Origin of the sequence: Synechocystis sp. PCC 6714, from assembly GCF_000478825.2 — a bacterium.
Lineage (GTDB): Bacteria > Cyanobacteriota > Cyanobacteriia > Cyanobacteriales > Microcystaceae > Synechocystis.
The window spans coordinates 3432739-3450858 of sequence record NZ_CP007542.1; the positions used below are offsets into that span (position 1 = coordinate 3432739).

At 44.2% G+C, this 18120-nt stretch carries 16 protein-coding genes and 2 pseudogenes; 5 read left to right on the forward strand and 13 right to left on the reverse strand.

The features are described from left to right. Positions 1-37: 37 nt before the first annotated feature. From D082_RS15670 to D082_RS19345, 6 genes are all read right to left on the reverse strand, one after another. The gene (locus tag D082_RS15670; protein WP_028946318.1) at positions 38-1765 is read right to left on the reverse strand and encodes a succinate dehydrogenase/fumarate reductase flavoprotein subunit; all 1728 of its coding nucleotides are present in this window, start codon (positions 1763-1765) and stop codon (positions 38-40) included. 174 nt (positions 1766-1939) lie between these two features. Then, positions 1940-2524 (reverse strand): pentapeptide repeat-containing protein, encoded by a 585-nt coding sequence (locus D082_RS15675; protein WP_144428754.1) that lies wholly within the window; start codon positions 2522-2524, stop codon positions 1940-1942. A gap of 90 nt (positions 2525-2614) precedes the next feature. After that, positions 2615-4237 (reverse strand): sodium:proton antiporter, encoded by a 1623-nt coding sequence (locus D082_RS15680; RefSeq protein ID WP_028946316.1) that lies wholly within the window; start codon positions 4235-4237, stop codon positions 2615-2617. A 47-nt stretch (positions 4238-4284) separates the two neighbouring features. After that, positions 4285-4794: a DUF2996 domain-containing protein gene (locus D082_RS15685; protein ID WP_238546759.1), complete on the reverse strand. Its 510-nt coding sequence runs from the start codon at positions 4792-4794 to the stop codon at positions 4285-4287. Positions 4795-4812: 18 nt separating this feature from the next. Next, on the reverse strand, positions 4813-5478 hold the full coding sequence (nusB, locus tag D082_RS15690) for a transcription antitermination factor NusB (protein WP_028946314.1): 666 nt from the start codon (positions 5476-5478) through the stop codon (positions 4813-4815). Positions 5479-5540: 62 nt separating this feature from the next. Continuing rightward, the gene (locus tag D082_RS19345; RefSeq protein ID WP_255356933.1) at positions 5541-5672 is read right to left on the reverse strand and encodes a hypothetical protein; all 132 of its coding nucleotides are present in this window, start codon (positions 5670-5672) and stop codon (positions 5541-5543) included. Positions 5673-5714: 42 nt separating this feature from the next. Between D082_RS19345 and D082_RS15695 the strand changes: the two genes are divergently transcribed. From D082_RS15695 to D082_RS17435, 5 genes and pseudogenes are all read left to right on the forward strand, one after another. Further along, a complete protein-coding gene (locus D082_RS15695; protein WP_238546760.1) occupies positions 5715-7523 on the forward strand; it encodes a phosphodiester glycosidase family protein in 1809 nt (602 codons plus the stop codon). 117 nt (positions 7524-7640) lie between these two features. Continuing rightward, positions 7641-8102, forward strand: a pseudogene (locus D082_RS15700) (DUF29 domain-containing protein). Between the two features lie 245 nt (positions 8103-8347). Then, positions 8348-9766: a glycosyltransferase gene (locus D082_RS15705; protein ID WP_028946312.1), complete on the forward strand. Its 1419-nt coding sequence runs from the start codon at positions 8348-8350 to the stop codon at positions 9764-9766. Positions 9767-9846: 80 nt separating this feature from the next. Next, positions 9847-10671 carry an FkbM family methyltransferase gene (locus tag D082_RS15710; protein ID WP_028946311.1) on the forward strand — a complete coding sequence of 275 codons (825 nt, stop codon included), beginning with the start codon at positions 9847-9849 and terminating at the stop codon, positions 10669-10671. A 71-nt stretch (positions 10672-10742) separates the two neighbouring features. After that, positions 10743-13220, forward strand: coding sequence for a tetratricopeptide repeat protein (locus tag D082_RS17435; RefSeq protein ID WP_051738898.1), 2478 nt, complete (start codon positions 10743-10745; stop codon positions 13218-13220). A gap of 24 nt (positions 13221-13244) precedes the next feature. Here D082_RS17435 and D082_RS15720 read toward each other — a convergent pair whose 3' ends face one another. From D082_RS15720 to D082_RS15745, 7 genes and pseudogenes are all read right to left on the reverse strand, one after another. Next, positions 13245-14036, reverse strand: coding sequence for a hypothetical protein (locus tag D082_RS15720; RefSeq protein WP_028947484.1), 792 nt, complete (start codon positions 14034-14036; stop codon positions 13245-13247). A gap of 128 nt (positions 14037-14164) precedes the next feature. Then, a complete protein-coding gene (locus D082_RS15725) occupies positions 14165-14551 on the reverse strand; it encodes a type IV pilin-like G/H family protein (protein ID WP_238546761.1) in 387 nt (128 codons plus the stop codon). Beyond that, positions 14552-14644: pseudogene (locus tag D082_RS19475) on the reverse strand (prepilin-type N-terminal cleavage/methylation domain-containing protein); the annotation flags it as partial. It lies immediately after the preceding gene. A 208-nt stretch (positions 14645-14852) separates the two neighbouring features. Further along, entirely contained in the window at positions 14853-15287 is a 435-nt protein-coding gene (locus tag D082_RS15730; protein WP_051738900.1) for a type IV pilin protein, read from the reverse strand. Positions 15288-15619: 332 nt separating this feature from the next. Continuing rightward, positions 15620-15868, reverse strand: a complete 249-nt coding sequence (locus D082_RS19160) for a DUF4351 domain-containing protein (protein ID WP_238546762.1) — start codon at positions 15866-15868, stop codon at positions 15620-15622. Between the two features lie 352 nt (positions 15869-16220). Continuing rightward, positions 16221-16490 carry a hypothetical protein gene (locus D082_RS15740; RefSeq protein WP_028947486.1) on the reverse strand — a complete coding sequence of 90 codons (270 nt, stop codon included), beginning with the start codon at positions 16488-16490 and terminating at the stop codon, positions 16221-16223. Positions 16491-16693: 203 nt separating this feature from the next. Beyond that, positions 16694-18028 (reverse strand): class I SAM-dependent methyltransferase, encoded by a 1335-nt coding sequence (locus D082_RS15745; RefSeq protein WP_028947487.1) that lies wholly within the window; start codon positions 18026-18028, stop codon positions 16694-16696. Positions 18029-18120 lie beyond the last annotated feature (92 nt).

Sequence of the window (18120 nt, forward strand, 5' to 3'; positions counted from 1 at the left end):
AGAATCACTTCGTACTTTTGTTTGAACCTAAACTCAGTTAATATTTACGCTCCTTTGGCTCAAAACGATTAATCACCACAGGCATATATTCCACCTTGATCTGTTCTCCTTCAAAACTGGCCAAAGTATGGCGCAAAAATTGTTCGTCATCCCGACTGGGAAAATCTTCCCGGGCATGGGAACCCCGGCTTTCTTGTCGTTGGATCGCAGAAGTTAGGATCAATTCCCCCACTGCCATAATGCTTTGCAGTTCTAGGGCTTCAATAATTTCCGTATTCCATTCCGGTTGTTTATCATCCAGAAATATTTGCCCGTATTGAGCTTTGAGATTTTGTACCTGTTCCAAACCCTCCGCCATGACCGATTCAGAGCGGAACACCCCGCAATGGCTAGTCATACAATCTTGAAAAGCCTGACGTAGGGCACTAATCCGCACTGTGCCCTGTTGATTGAGGAGTTGATCAATGCGGTTTTGGGCCTCGGTTTTATAAACTGTTTCATCAATGGCCGGGAGCGATCGCCCTTGGATATATTCGGCAATGCTACGACCGGTGCGACGACCATAGACCACGCATTCCAACAGGGAGTTACTGCCCAACCGATTGCCCCCATGGACGGAAACACAAGCACATTCCCCCGCTGCAAAAAATCCTTCTGTTAACTCGTTGGCATTTTTTCTGACCCGACCATCGGTGTTTACCGGAATACCCCCCATACAGTAATGGACTGTGGGCCGCACCGGCATTGGTTGTTCCACCGCATCAATGCCCACTAAACGGTGAGCTTCCTCCCAACAGAAGGGAATACGGCTCATGATTTTTTCCCGACCCATGTGGCGCAAATCCAAATACACATAGGGACCTCCAGCACTACCATCAGCATTAACCCCTCGCCCTGCCCGAATTTCCAGGGTAATGGCCCGGGAAGTGATGTCCCTGGGGGCCAACTCCATGCGACTGGGGGCATAGTCTTCCATAAACCTGCGCCCTTCACTGTTAATCAAATATGCTCCTTCTCCCCGCACAGCCTCAGAAATTAGTACCCCCACCGGATATAGTCCCGTGGGATGAAACTGGACAAACTCCATGTCTTCCAAGGGAATTCCGGCGATCGCCGCCATGGCCAAACCATCCCCTGTGGAAGCATAGTCATTGGAAGTGGTGTTATAAACCCGGCCGTAACCCCCCGTGGCCACCATCACCGCCCTGGCCCGGATAACTTCGATGCGACCGGTGGCAATTTCATACATTACTAAGCCTTTCGCCTGGCCATCTTCGTAGATGAGTTTCATCACGTACCACTCATCGTAAATTTCCACCTTATTGCGACGGAGATTATTCACCAGTTCGTGCAAAATAGCATGGCCGGTTTTATCGGCGGCATAGCAAGTACGGTTGTGGGAATGGCCCCCAAAGGCTCGCTGGGCGATTTTACCATCCGGTAAACGGGAAAAAAGTACTCCCAAATGTTCTAGCTCAATGATGACTTCCGGCGCTTCTTTAGTGAGAATTTCCACCGCATCCTGATCCGCTAGGTAGTCAGAACCCTTAACCGTATCAAAGGCATGGGCTTCCCAGGAATCCTCTGCGTCAACGTTTTTTAAGCTCGCTGCAATGCCTCCCTGGGCCGCCACGGAATGGGAACGGATGGGATGGGTTTTGGCCACGATCGCCACTTTGGTATCGGGGGCCAGACGCTTAATTTCTAGGGCGGCCCGACAACCAGCTAAACCTCCACCAACGATGACAACATCCTGTTCGAGCATGGAAAAACCTTCAAAAAAGCAACAACAACAATCCCTTGAGGGCTTGCCTTCCCTAATGCTGAATCATTTTTGCTAATTCAACAATTTTGACTGGAATTAATTCCCACTGGAGTCTTTGCGGAGCTAATGGAGCAACTCTGCACCAGCTTGCTCCCAATCAATGTCGGGGCTAGGTCAGGGACAAAAAAGAGTATCTTTGGTTTGCCGTCCCGTCACCGGATTAGTACCCTTAGCTCGCTCACAAAGGTATTCCTCCGTATCGGGTCGCAGGATAATGTCCGTCAAATCAGCCCCTTCAATGTCCACTTCACCGAACTTGGTATTGGTACCAAAAGAACCCTCTAGCCGGGCGTTGCGGAGGTTGGCGTGGGTGAGGCGGGCGGACTCAAAATCTGCGCTCCGGGCATCGGCCCCCTCCAGAATGGCTCCGTCCATATTGGCGGAAAAAAACCGTGCCCCTTGGATATTGGCGCCGGTGAAATCTGCCCCCCGTAGATTGGAGTGGTCAAAAATTGAACCATGGAGGTCCTGATGGGAAAAATCTGCCCCCACTAGGTTGCCTCGGTTATAGTCCAGGGCCCCACTGGGACCCGCCAGGGCAAAAATGGCTAAGCCAAAAGCTGAAACCACGAAACAAGCCTGGACTAGGGGTTGCCACCGGATAACTGTTCGATTTCTGGTAGTGCTGGCTCCGGAGGATGGAAGCCATTGACAGAACTTTTGAGCGAGAAAATTTTGAAAAATCATTAAAAAGTTCATTAAAATCCACCTCCCATAGCACTTACCTTTTTCCACTATACATCAGTGGCTAAGGTATTAATATTGCCAGGATCTCTATCATTGGAGCCATTAGTCGTCCTTCAGAGCCAAGAGCTTTTCGTTTAACACTTGTAGGTATTCATCACTGGTGTCATCGGGTAGGAGGCCCTTGCTCAAAGCATTGCTGATGGCACTTTTTTCTGCTAGGTAAAGGCGACGATATAGCCCATCGACATACTCTTTTTCTACTTCCCCTTGGGAAAAAATTAGATTTCTTTGGTTATAAAAATCCCTTAATTCTTCTTCTGAATTGGCGATGCGAGCTTGGTAGTCGGCAAATAATTCTTCGTACAAAAACTTGGGTAAGCTACCGGCTTCTAGCAGATATTTCAACTCCGCCTGGGCTGCCTTAGCTGTGACTAAATTGAGTTGGAGGGTGGCAATTTTTTTGCTGAGGGGAGAAGGTTTACTCAATTGCAGTTTTTTCACCAGCCAGGGCAAGCTGAGACCTTGGCCAATGAGGGAAACCATGACGGTGCTAAATACTAATGTGATCACCTGGTCTCGTCCCGGGAGAGTGAGGGGCAATGCCAAGGCCAGGGCCATGGAGAGGGAACCTTTGACATTGCCGGCGATCAAAACATGTTGCCAGCGGAGGGGCAAAGGGCGATCGAAGAAGCGGAGCAGATAAAGCAGGGGATAAATGGAAAAAACACGGCCGATTTGATAGGCAACAATGGCAATGAGGGCGGCAGGGATGGTGGCCAGGAGAATGCGGGGGTATACCTCAATGCCTACTAAAAGGAAAATGAGAGTGTTAACGCCAAAACCTGCGTATTCCCAGAAACTCAACAGGGTAACTTTGATGGAAGCAGAGGTTTGTTTTAACGCTAAATTACCAATCACTAGGCCGGCTACCACTACGGCGATCGCACTGGAGACCCCCAACATTTGACCAATTTGGAAGGTGCCCAGGGACACAGATACCGTCAGGAGAATATCGCTGAGGTCATCGTCCAACTGGCGAAATAGGCCAACACATAAATAGCCCAGCCCTAAACCAACTAAAGTGCCCCCCACAAAGGCAATGAAAATTTGTTTGATGCCGTCCCCAGCACTAAAACTCCCTTGGATATGAATGGTGGTGATGACGCTGAGCAAAACCATAGCCACCCCGTCATTGAGCAAACTTTCCCCTTCCACAATGGTGGCTAGACGGCGGGGTACAGGCACTGTCCGAAAGGCGGCAATGACGGAAACGGTGTCGGTGATGGTGAGAATAACACTGACGCCGGCGGCGGTAATCCAGGCTAAACCCAAACCAATTTTTAACAGGACAGCGGTGATCGCCGCAGACAGTACCACCCCTGGGCCGGCCAGGAGGGTAATGGGTTTAATGGTACTACGTAGCCGGCTGATATCGGTGTTGATCGCCGCTTCAAAAATGAGAATGGGCAAAAACAGGTTGAGGATTAGTTCGGGATTCAAACCCACGGATAGGCCCCGGGGAATGGCTAAACCCGCTAATACTAATCCGATTACGTAGGGGATTTTGAGCCAACGGGCCACCAGGGCCACCAGGGTGGCCACCAACAGAAGAACGATCAGATTCTCCACTAGGGTGGTGATGGCTAGGTTGTCGAGAATTAGCTCCGGCTCGGTGGGCAGACTCTGGATGTTAATGTCAGCAAGGAGCGGGGGATACCTAATCATGGAGCTGGGGAGTTAGTTTTGCCGGGGCACTGGGAGTTTATCTGGGTTTAGTTACCCCCTAGCCATTTTTGGCCGTTTAACCGCTGCAGGGTGTAGAGCACCATCAGATCTAAGGTAACTTTGCGCTCGTCAATCATGAAGGATTCCAGGGTGCTGGGGGGACGGTTATCAACGCTGTAGGAAAAACCCTTGGCCCCTTTAATGTTCTCTTCGAAGAAATAGAGGTTAAATTGCTTCGAGTCTTGGCGATCGCCAGGCCAGGTGCCCTGTACTTGCCAGTAGACTTGGTTGTCCGCGCCGGGGATGGCGAGGGGTTTTTGGCTGAACTCCAAAGCTACTTTCCCCAGACCAATTTTGCCCAGGGCGGTTTCTAGGGCGGGGAGAAAATCCTGGTTAATAAATTCAGTGAAGGGTTTTTCTTCGAGCGCCGGGGGTTTGGCTTTTTTTTCAGTGGGGGCTTTGGCAGGGGAGGCTTGGGCTTCTGTCATGGTTTTGAAGGGGCGATCGCCATAGTTATGGTCAGGGAAAAAAGGGTTGAGCACCCGGAGGGCAGTCACAAAAAAAATAACAAATAATTAACGGGGTTCACCACTGGGGACAGTGTCGGGGTCCACCTTTTGTTCAACCACCCGCCGTAGTACCCCATTAATAAAACGGTGACCATCCTGGCCAGAGTAACGCTTAGCCAATTCCACCGCTTCGTTAATGACCACCTTTTGGGGCACCCCTAGGTAATCCAATTCGGCGATCGCCAAGCGCAGTATGTCTTGGTCGATTTTGGCCAAGCGAGACAGTTGCCAGTCTACCATTGCCCTTTGCAGTTGCTCATCAATCTGCTGACGGCGACGACAGACGGTGCTAATCAATTCCAGCGCAAATTTCCGTACTTCCATCTGCCCGGCTAATTGCAACATTTCTGGCAGATCCACTGCTAGGGCAATGCGGTTGATGGCGGTTTCCGTCAGGGTGATGGCCTCTTCCAAAATGGCTTTAGCACTTTTGACATTGCCTGCTCTGGTTTCACTATTCAATAGGCGATCGTGACTGCGGTTCAATTCAGCAGCGGCGGTTTCCAAAATTTCATGGGCTTCCCCACTCAGGGTACGGGTGGCGGCCAACAGTAATGCTTCCAAATCCGCTTGCTCCAAGGTTTCGAGCTTGGTGTCCTTGCGGCTCAATTGGCTCAGGCTCAACAGGGACAGTTCACGGGCCACACGGCGGGGTTGTTGACGGGCAAGCATAGGTTCAAATCTCAGCAAATCAAGGCAATATTTTCTCTGATCCTAGGCCCATTGTTGTTTACTTAGCCAATCTGGCCCAGCCCCCGGCGATCGCCAATGGAGTTTGGCCTAAAATGCAGTTTGCTGATCCAGTTACCTTTTTCCTGCGCCAAAGTGGGGAAAAGAAAATCAAAACCATAGGTTGTACTGTGCATTGATGGCAAAATGGCTTCATGGCCCCAGGGGATTTGCTCAAGATGGTTAATTGGAATAGAAATTGGTTAGATTTTTCACGGTTATTTTCCATCACCCTGGCGGTAATGCTGGGGCTAAAACTTTTTCTGGCAAGTCCTGCGGTAGCCCAATCCCCCACGGGTTTTATCCAACAGGGCAATCAAATTAGCATTGACGGTAAATCCTATCCTGTGCCCTGGGGGCAATGGCAGGAGGGGAACCAAACCCACACCGGCCTGGGGGACACCGGAGCAATGCAGGTGTTGGGGTTAGATTTGCTTAATAACACCAGCCCTAGCCAACAACCGGTGCAATGGTTCAGCGGCGATCGCCAGAATTTAAATGCCCGTTTTGTAGCCCCTAACCGTTATTTGGATGTAACGCCCCTATTGCAAAGATTGGGTACAGCGCAAGCCCAAGGCAATACCTTAGTGATGCCCAATACCAACGCCCGAATTTTGACAGTGCGGGACGGTCGGCAACCCTGGGGAGAAAGGGTGGTGTTGGAGCTGAGCCAACCGGCCTTTTGGCAAGTGAGCCAAGCTAAGGAGGAAGCGGTGGTCACCATCAACGCCGGCAGTACCATCGGTGGCCAAGGCAATGGCAGTAGCTCCGGTGTGCAAGCCATTGACCAGGACGATTTGGGCGGTAAAACCAGCGGCGGCCAACAAATTCGTTATCGTCTCGAAAGGCTAGGCTCCAGCACTAAAATCCATTTTCGGTTGCCGGTGGGTTACAAGCTCCAAGTTAGTACCCTCACTTCCCCTTTTCGGCTGGTGATCGATGCCCGGGTTGACGCTCCTCCCGCAAAAACGATCAACTGGGCAGAGGGAATTACTTGGCAACAGCGCTTTGTCAACATTACCGGGGGACAATTTCCCGTCACCACTGTTACGGTAAACCCCCGATCGCCAGGCATTTCCCTACGGCCCCTAATGGCAAATTCCACCATGGCCCAGGGCACGGCTCCGTTAGTGACCATTGCCAGGGAGCAACAGGCCGCCGTGGCCATCAATGCAGGCTTCTTTAATCGCAATAATCAACTGCCTCTGGGGGCGGTGTGGAGTCAGCAAAACTGGTTATCGGGGCCCATTTTGAATCGGGGGGCGATTGCCTGGAACAACCAAGGACAAACCACCTTTGGCCGCCTATCTTTGTCGGAAATTATCACCACTGGGTCGGGGCAACGGTTAACCGCCAATTATCTCAACAGTGGTTACGTGCAACGGGGCATTGCCCGCTATACCCCCGCCTGGGGCCCCACCTATGTTCCCCTCAGTGACAACGAACGGGTTTATGTAGTACAAAGCGATCAAATCACCGCCCAATATCCTCTGCCCAAAGCGGGCCAACAGCAAATGTCCATTCCCAACGATGGTTACTTGATCATTGACCGGGGCAGCCAAATTCCCGCCGGGGTTCTAGCCGTGGGGACCACCGTTAACGTCAACGGGCGATCGGTGCCAGAAGCTTTCAACGCTTTCCCCAACGGCATAGGAGCAGGGCCATTATTGATTGACCAAGGCCGCATTGTCCTCAACGCAGAAGGAGAAGGTTTTTCCAGTGCCTTTCAGCAGCAAAGGGCTTCCCGCAGTGCGATCGCCGTGGACAGAAACGGCAACATTATCCTGGTAGCTAGCCATAACCGGGTGGGGGGAGCCGGGGCTAGCTTGGGGGAATTTGCCCAAATTTTGCAACAGTTGGGGGCGGTCAATGCGTTAAACCTGGATGGGGGCAGTTCCACTTCCCTAGCTCTGGGGGGTCAGTTGTTGGATAGATCGCCAGTGACGGCGGCCCGGGTGAGCAATGCCATTGGGGTTTTTATCCGTTAGACCTGCTTTGATTCTCCCCAAAGGCGATCGCCTGGTAAGTCAGTGGGGGAGATAACAGTACCATTGATTGAGCGTCAGTTAAAATAAGACTTATAACTAAACACTGAGGTAAACACCATGGTTGTTGAACTCCGCAAAACCAATACAAGTCTTTATGAGACCGATTACAATCTTTGGGTTTTAGAAACCGTTGCCAAACTACAAAATAAAGACTTAGATGATCTGGATTGGGAAAATTTAATTGAGGAGGTAGAGGATTTGAGTCGGCGGGATTAAAAAAAGCTCAAAAGTCTTTTGAGATTATTATTTGAACATTTATTAAAATTGTCCTATTGGAAAAGTGAGGGGCAGAAAAGTCGCAATCATTGGGAGGCTGAGATCATTAATTTTCGTCAGTTGATCCAGGATGAATTAGCAGATAGTCCCAGTCTCAAAGTTTATTTGCAAGAAATTTGGCAAGAATGTTACCAGTATGGGCGCAAGATCGCGGCTAAGCGTTCTCAACTTCCCCTCACTACATTTCCAGAAACTCCCATTGCTACCCTTGACCAAATTCTAGATGAAGATTGGTTGCCCTAGGCTCGCCGTTAAGCCCCGCTGTCAGTTAGGCTAGAATTAAGACCAAAATTGCTAAGTTTTTTGAAGGGGCGATCTGCATCTGACTTTTCCGGGTAGGTTAGTAGAGTGTTATTTGGTGATGTAGATTTATGGCTGAAGGGTTAAGAGCTTATTGGTATCAAGGGGTTGATGCTCTCCTGAAGGGCGATGAAGCTTTGGCTCAGGATATTTGGATGTCATCAAGATAATTCTTATTCTTACCAAAGATGAAAATAGCCTTTCTTGATCCTATTGCCTTTGACTATTCTACTAACACTGTCTATACTGCCCCCCTGGGTGGAACTCAATCATCCCTGTGTTATCTAACCAATGAAATTACACGCCTTGGACACGACGTTTTTTTGATTAATAACATATCCTCTCCCACTGTTACTTATGGTGTAGCCTGCTTACCTATAAGTTGTGTCACAAATCAGTTTTGGCAAGCTATTGATATTATAGTTTGTTGCGCCAGTGCCCACTATGGTGAGACCTTAAGACAACTTTGTGGTTCCAACGTGGTAATTATTTTTTGGAATCATCATGCTCATGATCAGCCGGCTGTACAAAGACTGGTCCAAGACAAGGAAAGAGAAGCGTATGATGCTTTTTTTTGTATTAGCAGTTGGCAAGCAGGAAATTTTATAGAAAGATTTGGCATAGAACAAGAGAAAGTCACTATTCTTAGAAATGCAATTGGGTATAACTTTGAATATTTATTTGATTCAGAGCCCTTGGATTTATCGAAAAAAATAACACCAATTACGCTGGCTTACACAAGCACTCCATTTAGAGGTCTTAATCTTCTAGTTGATATTTTTCCAAAAATACGAGAGAAATTTCCTAATGCTGAATTAAAAGTATTTTCTAGTATGAAAGTGTATCAAATGTCTGATGAACAGGACGGTAAAAATTTTGGCGGTTTATATGGAGTTCTTAGTGCCATAGATGGAGTTGAATATGTTGGCTCTCTGTCCCAACCAGAATTAGCTCAAGCACTGAAGAATGTGTCGATTTTGATCTACCCCAACACTTTTCCTGAAACTTCCTGTATTGCAGTTATGGAAGCAATGGTTAGTGGTTGTCATGTTATTACTAGTGATCTAGGAGCTTTACCAGAAACAACCGCAGGATTTGCAACGTTGGTTCCCTTCAACTCAGATTTAGAAGTATATAAACAAGATTTTTTAACGGCGACTATCAAATATATTAAGAATTTTCAATTAGAAAATTTCAAGGATATTGAACAGCAACTAAATAAACAAATTGAACATTATCGACAACACTATACTTGGAAGAACCGTGCTCAAGAATGGATTGAAAAGCTTTATCAAATTAAAGGTTATAGACTATTTAAACAGCAAAAATATGAAATGGCAATTAATACTTACCGGCAAGCTGTTGATGATTTCCCTGAATCTGAAAATTTCTATTTTTACTTAATACTATGTCTAATATTATCCGAACTACCAGAAGAAGCACTATCTATTATCATCAATACAGTTATTAATTCAAATTTTAATAATCCAGATTATTTCTCACAAAGACTCAATGGAATTATACAAAAAGAACTTAGTTTTCTGGCAAACATAAATGAGGGCAAAGATTTAGAGTTAATACAAAGCTTTTTCCAACAGCTAGAGTAAAAAGTGAGGTAATTATCATCAGATTTCCTATTTAAATTTAGATTTCTTGTTTATCTTCTACATTCAAATCAACCAAAGATATGACAGATTTTTTTCATCAAGCCTTTACAAAAATAAAGATAGGGGATTACGAAATAGATGCACCGGAAAAACATTTGCTGCTTAACTTGCTTCCTGTGCAACCTTATCGAGATCAATGTGTAGGGGTTTCGGCAGGTTTCTTTTCTAAAAAATATCCTGATAGTTTGATCATTGATGTTGGCGCAAATATTGGTGACACAGCAGCAATAGTTTCCACCTATTCAAATAATGAATTATTATTGATTGAGTCGAGTGACTATTATTTTGACATATTAGAAGCCAATTCATCAAAATTTAAAAATAATGTTACCTTAAAAAAAATCTTTATTGCTGACGGTAGTCAAGTGTCTGGTTATCTTTATCATTGGGGAGGAACAGCCTATTTTAAAGCAGAAGAAAATGGTGTTAATATAAAGACTGAGAGACTCTGTGATTTAACCAAAAACAAGGTTTGTTTTGTTAAGCTAGACACCGATGGGTTTGACTTTGATATCATTTTGGATAGCGTTAAGTGGTTTTCTCAAGTTAAGCCAGGCATATTATTCGAGAATCAAATTAGAAATGCCCATGACCTGGCCCAAGCAGATTTGGTTTTTGACAAACTGTTTGAAATTGGCTATACGCATTTTATTGTTTGGGATGATCCGGGATTTCATTTACTATCAACTTCTTCAATTAAGGATCTTAAGCAATTAAATAGGTACCTATTTAAAGTTTGGGAAAGAGAGGGCTATAGAACAATATGCAACTATGATGTGCTGTGTATACACGAAAATGATCATGAGATTTATGACTCCCTATGTAAATATTATGAAAATTACTAAACTAGCATTAGGCATTCAAAAAATATTTGGTCTCAAATTTTAATTATCCCGTTTGTCACACTTCTTTGTTTATGGATCCACTTACTCAAATTAAAAATTTAATAGTCTCAAGAAATTATTTAGATGCAATTGCCCATCTAGAGAAAATACTAGAAACAAACTATAATGACCTAACGGCTTGCTTTTATTTGGTGTTGACTTATATTCTATTAGGAGAGCCAGAAAATGCTGAGGCGATATGGTTATCTTTTTTACTAGATAAAAACTCAGAAGAGACTGATTTATATATTGCTCAACTCCGTTCATTTTTGGAAGAACAGTTTTCCGAAAATTTGACCAATGAAAATTTAGAAAATGCTAAAAATATTTATCAAGTATTACAATCACTAAGTTCAGAATACCAAAATACAGAATTGCTAAACGAACTGGAAAAAAAAATTATTGCCTTAGCAGATAATCTAACGACCCGAGGACATCATAATCATGCCGCAGAAGTTTACCAAGAAGCCATAGCGTTGGGAGTAAATGATCCATTTATTTGGTATTCACTAGCACTTAATCATTGGCATTTAGAAGAGTTTGCCGAGTCCGAAAAATACTTAATCAATTCTATATCTAATAATGCATGTAATGGTAAGGTTTTCTACCTTATGGGAAAGGTTTCTGAAAAACTGGGAAAGATAGAATCGGCTATTAAGTATTACAAAAAATCTATTCTTGAGCCATCTTCTCCCCATAACTACTATCTAAGTTTAGCGGATATTTTGATTGACTCTCAAAAATGGACGGAAGCCATAGAAGCTATATCAACAGGACTCAAAAATCTCCCTAATAATGGTTATTTATTAATGAAAATAGGGGAAATATATCAAGGTCAAGGCAACTTAGACCTCGCCAATTACTACTTAGGCTATGGACATTACTATTCAGGGGAGTCCGGCTCTCTTCATACAGCCTTACCATATCTTGAAAAATTCTATCAAAATAATCTATATAACGAGCTTAAAAATTTTCGTTTTTATGAAATGTTAGCAAATGCCTATGCAATGTCTAATTTGACCGAGGAATCTATTTTAATTCTACAAAAAATGATTGAATTGTTTCCTGAGCGAATACTTACTATCAATCGTCTTATCTTATGTTGTTTACCTGTTCTGTACATAAATCCTAAGCAAATACAGGAATGTAGAAAACGTTTTGCAAAACTTCTTGTTAATCTTATTCAGGATACCGATCTTAAAAACCCAGTTCATCAGCAAGATGTCATCCGTAGCTTTTTGGCTAAGACAAATTTTTATTTAGGATATCAAAATAAAAATGATCTTTTATTACAAAAAATGTATGGAAATTATGTTTACCAGGTTTTACAAAAAGCTCTACCACACTGGACAGTCAACATAGAGATATCTCCACCTTACATAATTAGAAAAATAAAAGTTGGTATCGTTTCTTATCGTATGCAAGGCTTGGGCCTACTTTATTTGGGATGGCTAAAATATATTAATAAAAATAAGTTTGAGATTAATACTTATTATTTACTTGATTCTCCTGATGATGATGTTCCTGGCATTAAAGATGATTTCAAGGAATACAGTGATAATTTCACTCCCATTGTTTTAAAATCTAAATCCTTCAATGAATATGCTCAAAAAATCAGGGATGATAACCTTGATGTACTTATTTATCCAGAAATAGGGATGGATCCATTTTTTACTCTTTTCACCAATCTTAGGCTTGCTCCTATTCAGTGTACAACCTGGGCCCATCCCATCACTTCAGGTAGTTTTACTATAGATTACTTTCTCTCCAGTGATTTAATGGAGCCGGAGGACGGAGATAAACATTATTCAGAACAATTGGTTAAACTGCCCAATATTGGTTTTTCTCTTCCACCAGTTCATCCTCCTATCGAAGGCAAATCTCGACTCGATTTTAATCTAAGTGAAGAAAAAATAATATATTTCTGTTCACAATCTCTCTTTAAATACTTACCTCAACATGACTACATTTTTCCGGCCATTGCACAAGTTAGTAAGAAATTTGAATTTGTTTTTCTTGATCCTATGCATGGTCAAGCTGTTACCGATTGTTTTCGAGAACGGCTCAGACTTGCGTTTGAGCAATATGCTCTGGATTATGAAAAATACTGTAAATTTTTGCCAAGGTTAAATAATCTTGATTTTGTTCGCCTTAATACTCTAGCTGATATATTCTTGGACTGTTTGAGCTGGTCAGGTGGGCTCACTACCCGCCACGCCATTGGCTGTGGTCTACCTATAGTCACTTGTCCAGGGAAATTTATGCGTTCGCGTCATTCCTATGGCATGTTGAAAATGATTGGTGTTACCGAGACGATTGCCACTAATGCGGAGCAGTATATTGAAATCGCCGTTAGATTGGGGACTGATTCAATTTGGCGAGAAGAAGTTAACGAAAAAATGGAGTCTAATAAACACAAGCTATTTGATGATCAACTATGTATCTTGTCTCTGGAAAATTTCTTCCAAGATGCTGTTGTGGAATGTTCTCGTCATAATAACAACCTATAAAACTTTCACTGACGTTTTTTGTCTTTATTTAGGGAGGGAAACCGTAATTCGTCCATCTGATTCAATTTTCACTGTGCCTCCTAATTTTTCTATCTCGTCGATTACTCTCTTAACAGTTTTTTCATCAGGTCGATTGGCTAAAACCCCTACCCAAGCGCCAATCCTGGCTTCTTTACTATCAGGTTTTGCTTCTAAAATCCGTAGTGAATTTTCACTAATTCTAACCATTTTTTGCCCTTCCTCATCACCATAAGCTTTTGCCCAGTCAATGGATTGACGATAGGACTCTTTGGCTTCATCGGTGTTTCCTAAAAAGAGCAATTCATTATTACCTTTGGCTCGCCAGAGATAATAAGGCTGGATTTTGGTGATAAATTTCTTAGGCATTTTGGACAATGCCTCTCCCAGAAGTTGGGCGCTGACTTGAGGCTGTCCAGCAAACAAAGACGTGGCCACATCTAGCTTGGAAAGGGCATCGGTAAAAAGTGGATCTTTATCTACCAACACTTGATAGTATTCTGGCAAGAGTCCATATCCAGTCTGATTTCGTACCGGAGTATCACCGAAATATTGAATAAAGCCCAGATAAACCCAGTCAGCGATAATATTATCAAATCCAATGCTTGGAGAACGGTGTAGTAAATTTAGTTGAATGGCTTCATCCTGTGATAGTTTTTCATAGTCTTCTTCAGATAATCGATTTTGGACATTCCCAAGACTCATATTCTGAATTGTAACAATACCAGCAGAGCCAAAAATTATTAGGAACCAAGGAACAATAGAAGAAAGCCAGGATCTGATCTGGATAGAAATCATAGCAATAACAAACAGCAAACGCTTAGGTATCTCAGGTTTTACTAAGAGCAAGGATGTGCGACAGCCGTTAATTTATCGTTTTACTTACACCAAAGGCAATACTTTGTATAGCGTTTAGAGAGAATTGACTAATTAATTTGAACTCCACCGCTACAACTACCTAGGGAGGATGAAGGGGCCGATACGGCTCCCCCAGGGGTTGAACTTTGGCAGAGAATTATTTCATAGGAGCCGTTATTGTAATAAACTCCTTGGGAATAGTTACGGGAAGCATCTAGACCACCACTTCTGGTAACAGCCTGACTGGTACTATAGTTACCTCCAACCGGTGTATTAAGGGGAAGAAGGTCAAAGTAGTTGCCATTGGGATTAACGCCGAGGGAGCTATAATCAGGGGCAAACTGTTGGTGCTCAAAAAAATAAGCCTGTTGCAAGTAACCCACGTTGCTGAGCATTTTGATGCCTTCAGTTTCCTTTGCTTTAGCCACTTGTCTTATCAAAACTGGCCAAGTCATGGCAGACAGAATGCCAATGACCAAAAACACCACCACGAGCTCCAGTATGGTGAACCCCTTGTTCTCAAGCTTCACCTTGGGTTTTTTAAACATGAGCTTAAATTTGGTCAAGAACCAACTTTGTGCAGGGATTCAAAGATTGACTACCCAAAAACCTGTAGGGGGGACGGATTGACTAACGGGAGCAGCCCGATCTTGAACAAGTAGACGAGTAACCGTCCCTGCCCCCAGGCGAAAAAAAGCAACCGATGTTTTGTTGATGACAACCCAAACAATAGCATCGGAAGCAAGGAATCAACTATTAGTTTGGAAAAGCCGTTGTAACCGTGAACTCTCCAGTACTGTCATCGTAGCTCACAGTACCAGTCTGATTAGTGGTTTTTTGTCCCGCTGGATCACTGGCTGTAGCAAGGCTAGTTGCTGCATCAGCATTACCGGCACTCGTAAAGGTGAAAAATTCACCTGTAGCAACCTTTGTATCTAGATCAGCGATACTCGAAGAAAACGTGGGATTTTCAGTACGATACACTTGTTGAGCACGGTTTAAGGCACCTACACCGTTACGTCCTTCGGAGTTACGGGCCTTACCTACTTGGTTCATCAAGTTTGGTAGCGCAATAGCCGCCAGCACACCGATGATAATTACAACAACCAAAAGTTCAATTAAAGTAAAACCTTCGTTTTCTTTCTTCTGGGTCAAGTGGGAGAGCAGTTTGAATTTAAAATTACTAGCCATGATTGTCTTCTTCCTTGTGTAGGGGGAATTAAAATAACTGGTCGGAACCCTTCTAGCTGTAACCTACCCATGGCTTCCCATTTATCTATCACTCTCCCCGAAAATTGTTGCCATAGACCCATAAAGTAGACTGGGAATGCCTCCAAGGTCACAAAAACGCAACTATGACCATCGCTCTCCACGAAGTCATCTATTCAAACAAGTCGCCCAAGCCGAGCATGGAGACTGAGCGTAAATTCCAGGAAACCGATCGCCGTCGCTGCATCGAACAGGTTCATGAAAGCTGGGCCTGTTTCTGAGTCCAGGTAAAAAAATCTTGGCCATAGAGAGCATCACCCATGTTTCATATCTCCTAGCCACTTTTCAATATCAGCCATGGAGTCGAAATCCAAGAGCGCCTCTCCCAAATTTTCTAACTGGACAGTATCCAATTGCCGAATCTGGTGGGTTATTAATTGCGGTAATATCCCAAACCGCCGGGTCAACTGTAGCAAGATTAGGGTTGCCTCTCCTAGTTGTTCTCCTTGCTGAAGTCCTAGTTGCAGACCCCTTTCTAGGCCTTGTTGTTCACCTTTCTGCATCGACTCCGCCACAATACTTTGGTAGCCACTGATTCCCGCATGACTTCCTCCCTAAGGTATAGGTTAATTAAAGACTTTTCAAAATTAATACCAGCCAATAGCCGAAGACAGGCGGCTACATTATTGCGTTCAGCCCTGTCCTCGATTATATCTACCCGCCTCGCCGTAAACCTTCAGGCTTCGAACTTTTTGCCAACACTGTCAACGATAACAAAAACGGCTGATGGAGAAATGACGACGCTTCCACTTCCCACAGCCGAATTATAGTTGATTTAATTGAAAGTAAGACACCGACTAAAGCTAAAAGCGTCTTTGGTAAAGACTTTAGTCATCTCAATCTTATTTGAATTGACTATACTCGATAAGAATGCACGGTTCGCTCAAACTGAAAACGGTCCTCAAATACCAATGGCGATTGGGTTAGTTTCAAATAAATCACCACCTGCTCAATGCCAGAGCCATACTGACGATGGAGCCGTACCCAATAGTCCAGCATCCGCAAAGGCATTGCTGGTTTGGACTGGGGCTCTTTTTGGAACTCTAAATGTAGAATGCGTCCCCGATCCTGCAGAAAAAGTAATGTATCCGCCCGAATCGGCTCCAGCTTCAACTCCGTATTCAACAGTTATAGTCGTTTTTAGTAAGATTGAGGCGGTCAAACTCACCGAAAAGCTTGTCAATAAAGACTTAAGCAGTCCCGAAACTATTTGAAATGACTATACCAGGAATTATCCCCGGAGTTTGGCAATAGCCAGTCCACAAGCGCTTAGGGATCTGCTTCCACCATAAACTTTAGAACGTTGTCAAAACCCATCCTAAACCTTTTCAACTTTGTGATTCAATCATTATCAATCCCCATTCCTCCTGTTCTGCAATCATTCCCATGATCAAATTTTTTGCATCTTCTGGTCTAACAGGAGTTAAATCTGCTGGGTAAAAAGGACGGATTTGCAAGTATCGAGACACTAGACTTTCAACGGTTTGGGGAGAATTCAACAAAGGTGCATAAAAGGCAGTAAGCAAAGTTCTATCTAACCAAGAATTTTGCTCAATAAAAGGAAAACACTGGGACAAGTTCAAAGGAATAAGTTTCTCTTGGTCAAGAATTGCTTGGCGGAAAGGTGCAAAGTTCTTAACACATGGGTGCAAATGAACAACTAAATTTTCTGGCGATTTTTCCGTCCAATTTCTGCTAGATTCTTTGTTCGATGCAATGGCATGGCCACACCAAAAATCAAGTAAGCGTTTATCGGGTTGTACCAACTCATAAAAACATAACTGTTCTTCTCGATCGGCATTTTCCAAGCCCATTGCCAGGTAGGCCGGCAGATTATCAGGTTCCTTAAATAATTTGTGCCAATCCCATTTTTGCCAGTCCACCATGTCCACCAGTGTCAGGCCCGATTGCGCCAAAGCATCAAAGAGCTCCGGTAATGTATAGCCCTTATCATTTTGGAAGAGATGATTCATTAAAATCCACTGATCACTGTCTATTCTTGCCTGGCTAGAAGACCAAGTGGTTGCTTTCAAATTAACTCCATCTCCGAGGGCCGCATAAAACTCTCTAGCAATCCCCAACTCAGTTTCTTCTGGGTTGTCCTCCATTAGTCCCATTCTTTGAAATAGAGTTTGGGCCCGATAATAATTAAATCTTTGATAATAGCTGTGTAGATTGCCCCGAATGATGCCATCAGGTTGCAACACCTGGCCCAACTGCTTTAAGGTCAAAGCTAAATTAGGAAGCAGATAGAGAACATCACTGGCATTGATCAGGTCAAACTTTTGTCCTAACTGCCCCAAATCTTCGATCGCCAGCACGTGGAACTCAGCATCACCAAAGCCATGGTGTTTCAAGCGCTGTTCCGCAATCTTGACCGACTCCGGTGACATATCAATGCCGACAATTTTTGCCCCTGGATTAGCCCAGGCCATTCTCAGTGTCGTCGCCCCTGTGCCACAGGCTACATCTAACAAAATCCGATTTTCTTGATCCTTAATCACCGTTTTATCCCGGCGGTAACGGGGGGTGGCTAAGCAATTTTTGTGCAGTTCTCCAATGTCTTGATTTAAAGGATCTTCGATGGAAATATCTGGATAGGGATAGCTCTCAAACTGTTGGAGTGATTTCTCACGGTAGCTCAGGTCAAAATTTTCCGACATTGGCACTCACAGGACTGGAAACTCAATCAGAATCATATCCCTTCTGTCGGACTTTACACTAAAGACCAATGGGACTCATCGGAGGCACTACG

What these genes read in the sequence shown, in the direction of transcription:
- D082_RS15705 (WP_028946312.1), top strand. Translation starts at nt 8,348, where the DNA reads ATGAAAATAGCCTTTCTTGATCCTATTGCCTTTGACTATTCTACTAAC.
- D082_RS15675 (WP_144428754.1), bottom strand. Translation starts at nt 2,524, where the DNA reads ATGAACTTTTTAATGATTTTTCAAAATTTTCTCGCTCAAAAGTTCTGT.
- D082_RS15710 (WP_028946311.1), top strand. Translation starts at nt 9,847, where the DNA reads ATGACAGATTTTTTTCATCAAGCCTTTACAAAAATAAAGATAGGGGAT.
- D082_RS15670 (WP_028946318.1), bottom strand. Translation starts at nt 1,765, where the DNA reads ATGCTCGAACAGGATGTTGTCATCGTTGGTGGAGGTTTAGCTGGTTGT.
- D082_RS15725 (WP_238546761.1), bottom strand. Translation starts at nt 14,551, where the DNA reads ATGACTTGGCCAGTTTTGATAAGACAAGTGGCTAAAGCAAAGGAAACT.
- D082_RS15745 (WP_028947487.1), bottom strand. Translation starts at nt 18,028, where the DNA reads ATGTCGGAAAATTTTGACCTGAGCTACCGTGAGAAATCACTCCAACAG.
- D082_RS19345 (WP_255356933.1), bottom strand. Translation starts at nt 5,672, where the DNA reads ATGCACAGTACAACCTATGGTTTTGATTTTCTTTTCCCCACTTTGGCG.
- D082_RS17435 (WP_051738898.1), top strand. Translation starts at nt 10,743, where the DNA reads ATGGATCCACTTACTCAAATTAAAAATTTAATAGTCTCAAGAAATTAT.
- nusB (WP_028946314.1), bottom strand. Translation starts at nt 5,478, where the DNA reads ATGCTTGCCCGTCAACAACCCCGCCGTGTGGCCCGTGAACTGTCCCTG.
- D082_RS15695 (WP_238546760.1), top strand. Translation starts at nt 5,715, where the DNA reads ATGGTTAATTGGAATAGAAATTGGTTAGATTTTTCACGGTTATTTTCC.
- D082_RS15720 (WP_028947484.1), bottom strand. Translation starts at nt 14,036, where the DNA reads ATGATTTCTATCCAGATCAGATCCTGGCTTTCTTCTATTGTTCCTTGG.
- D082_RS15680 (WP_028946316.1), bottom strand. Translation starts at nt 4,237, where the DNA reads ATGATTAGGTATCCCCCGCTCCTTGCTGACATTAACATCCAGAGTCTG.
- D082_RS15730 (WP_051738900.1), bottom strand. Translation starts at nt 15,287, where the DNA reads ATGGCTAGTAATTTTAAATTCAAACTGCTCTCCCACTTGACCCAGAAG.
- D082_RS19160 (WP_238546762.1), bottom strand. Translation starts at nt 15,868, where the DNA reads ATGCAGAAAGGTGAACAACAAGGCCTAGAAAGGGGTCTGCAACTAGGA.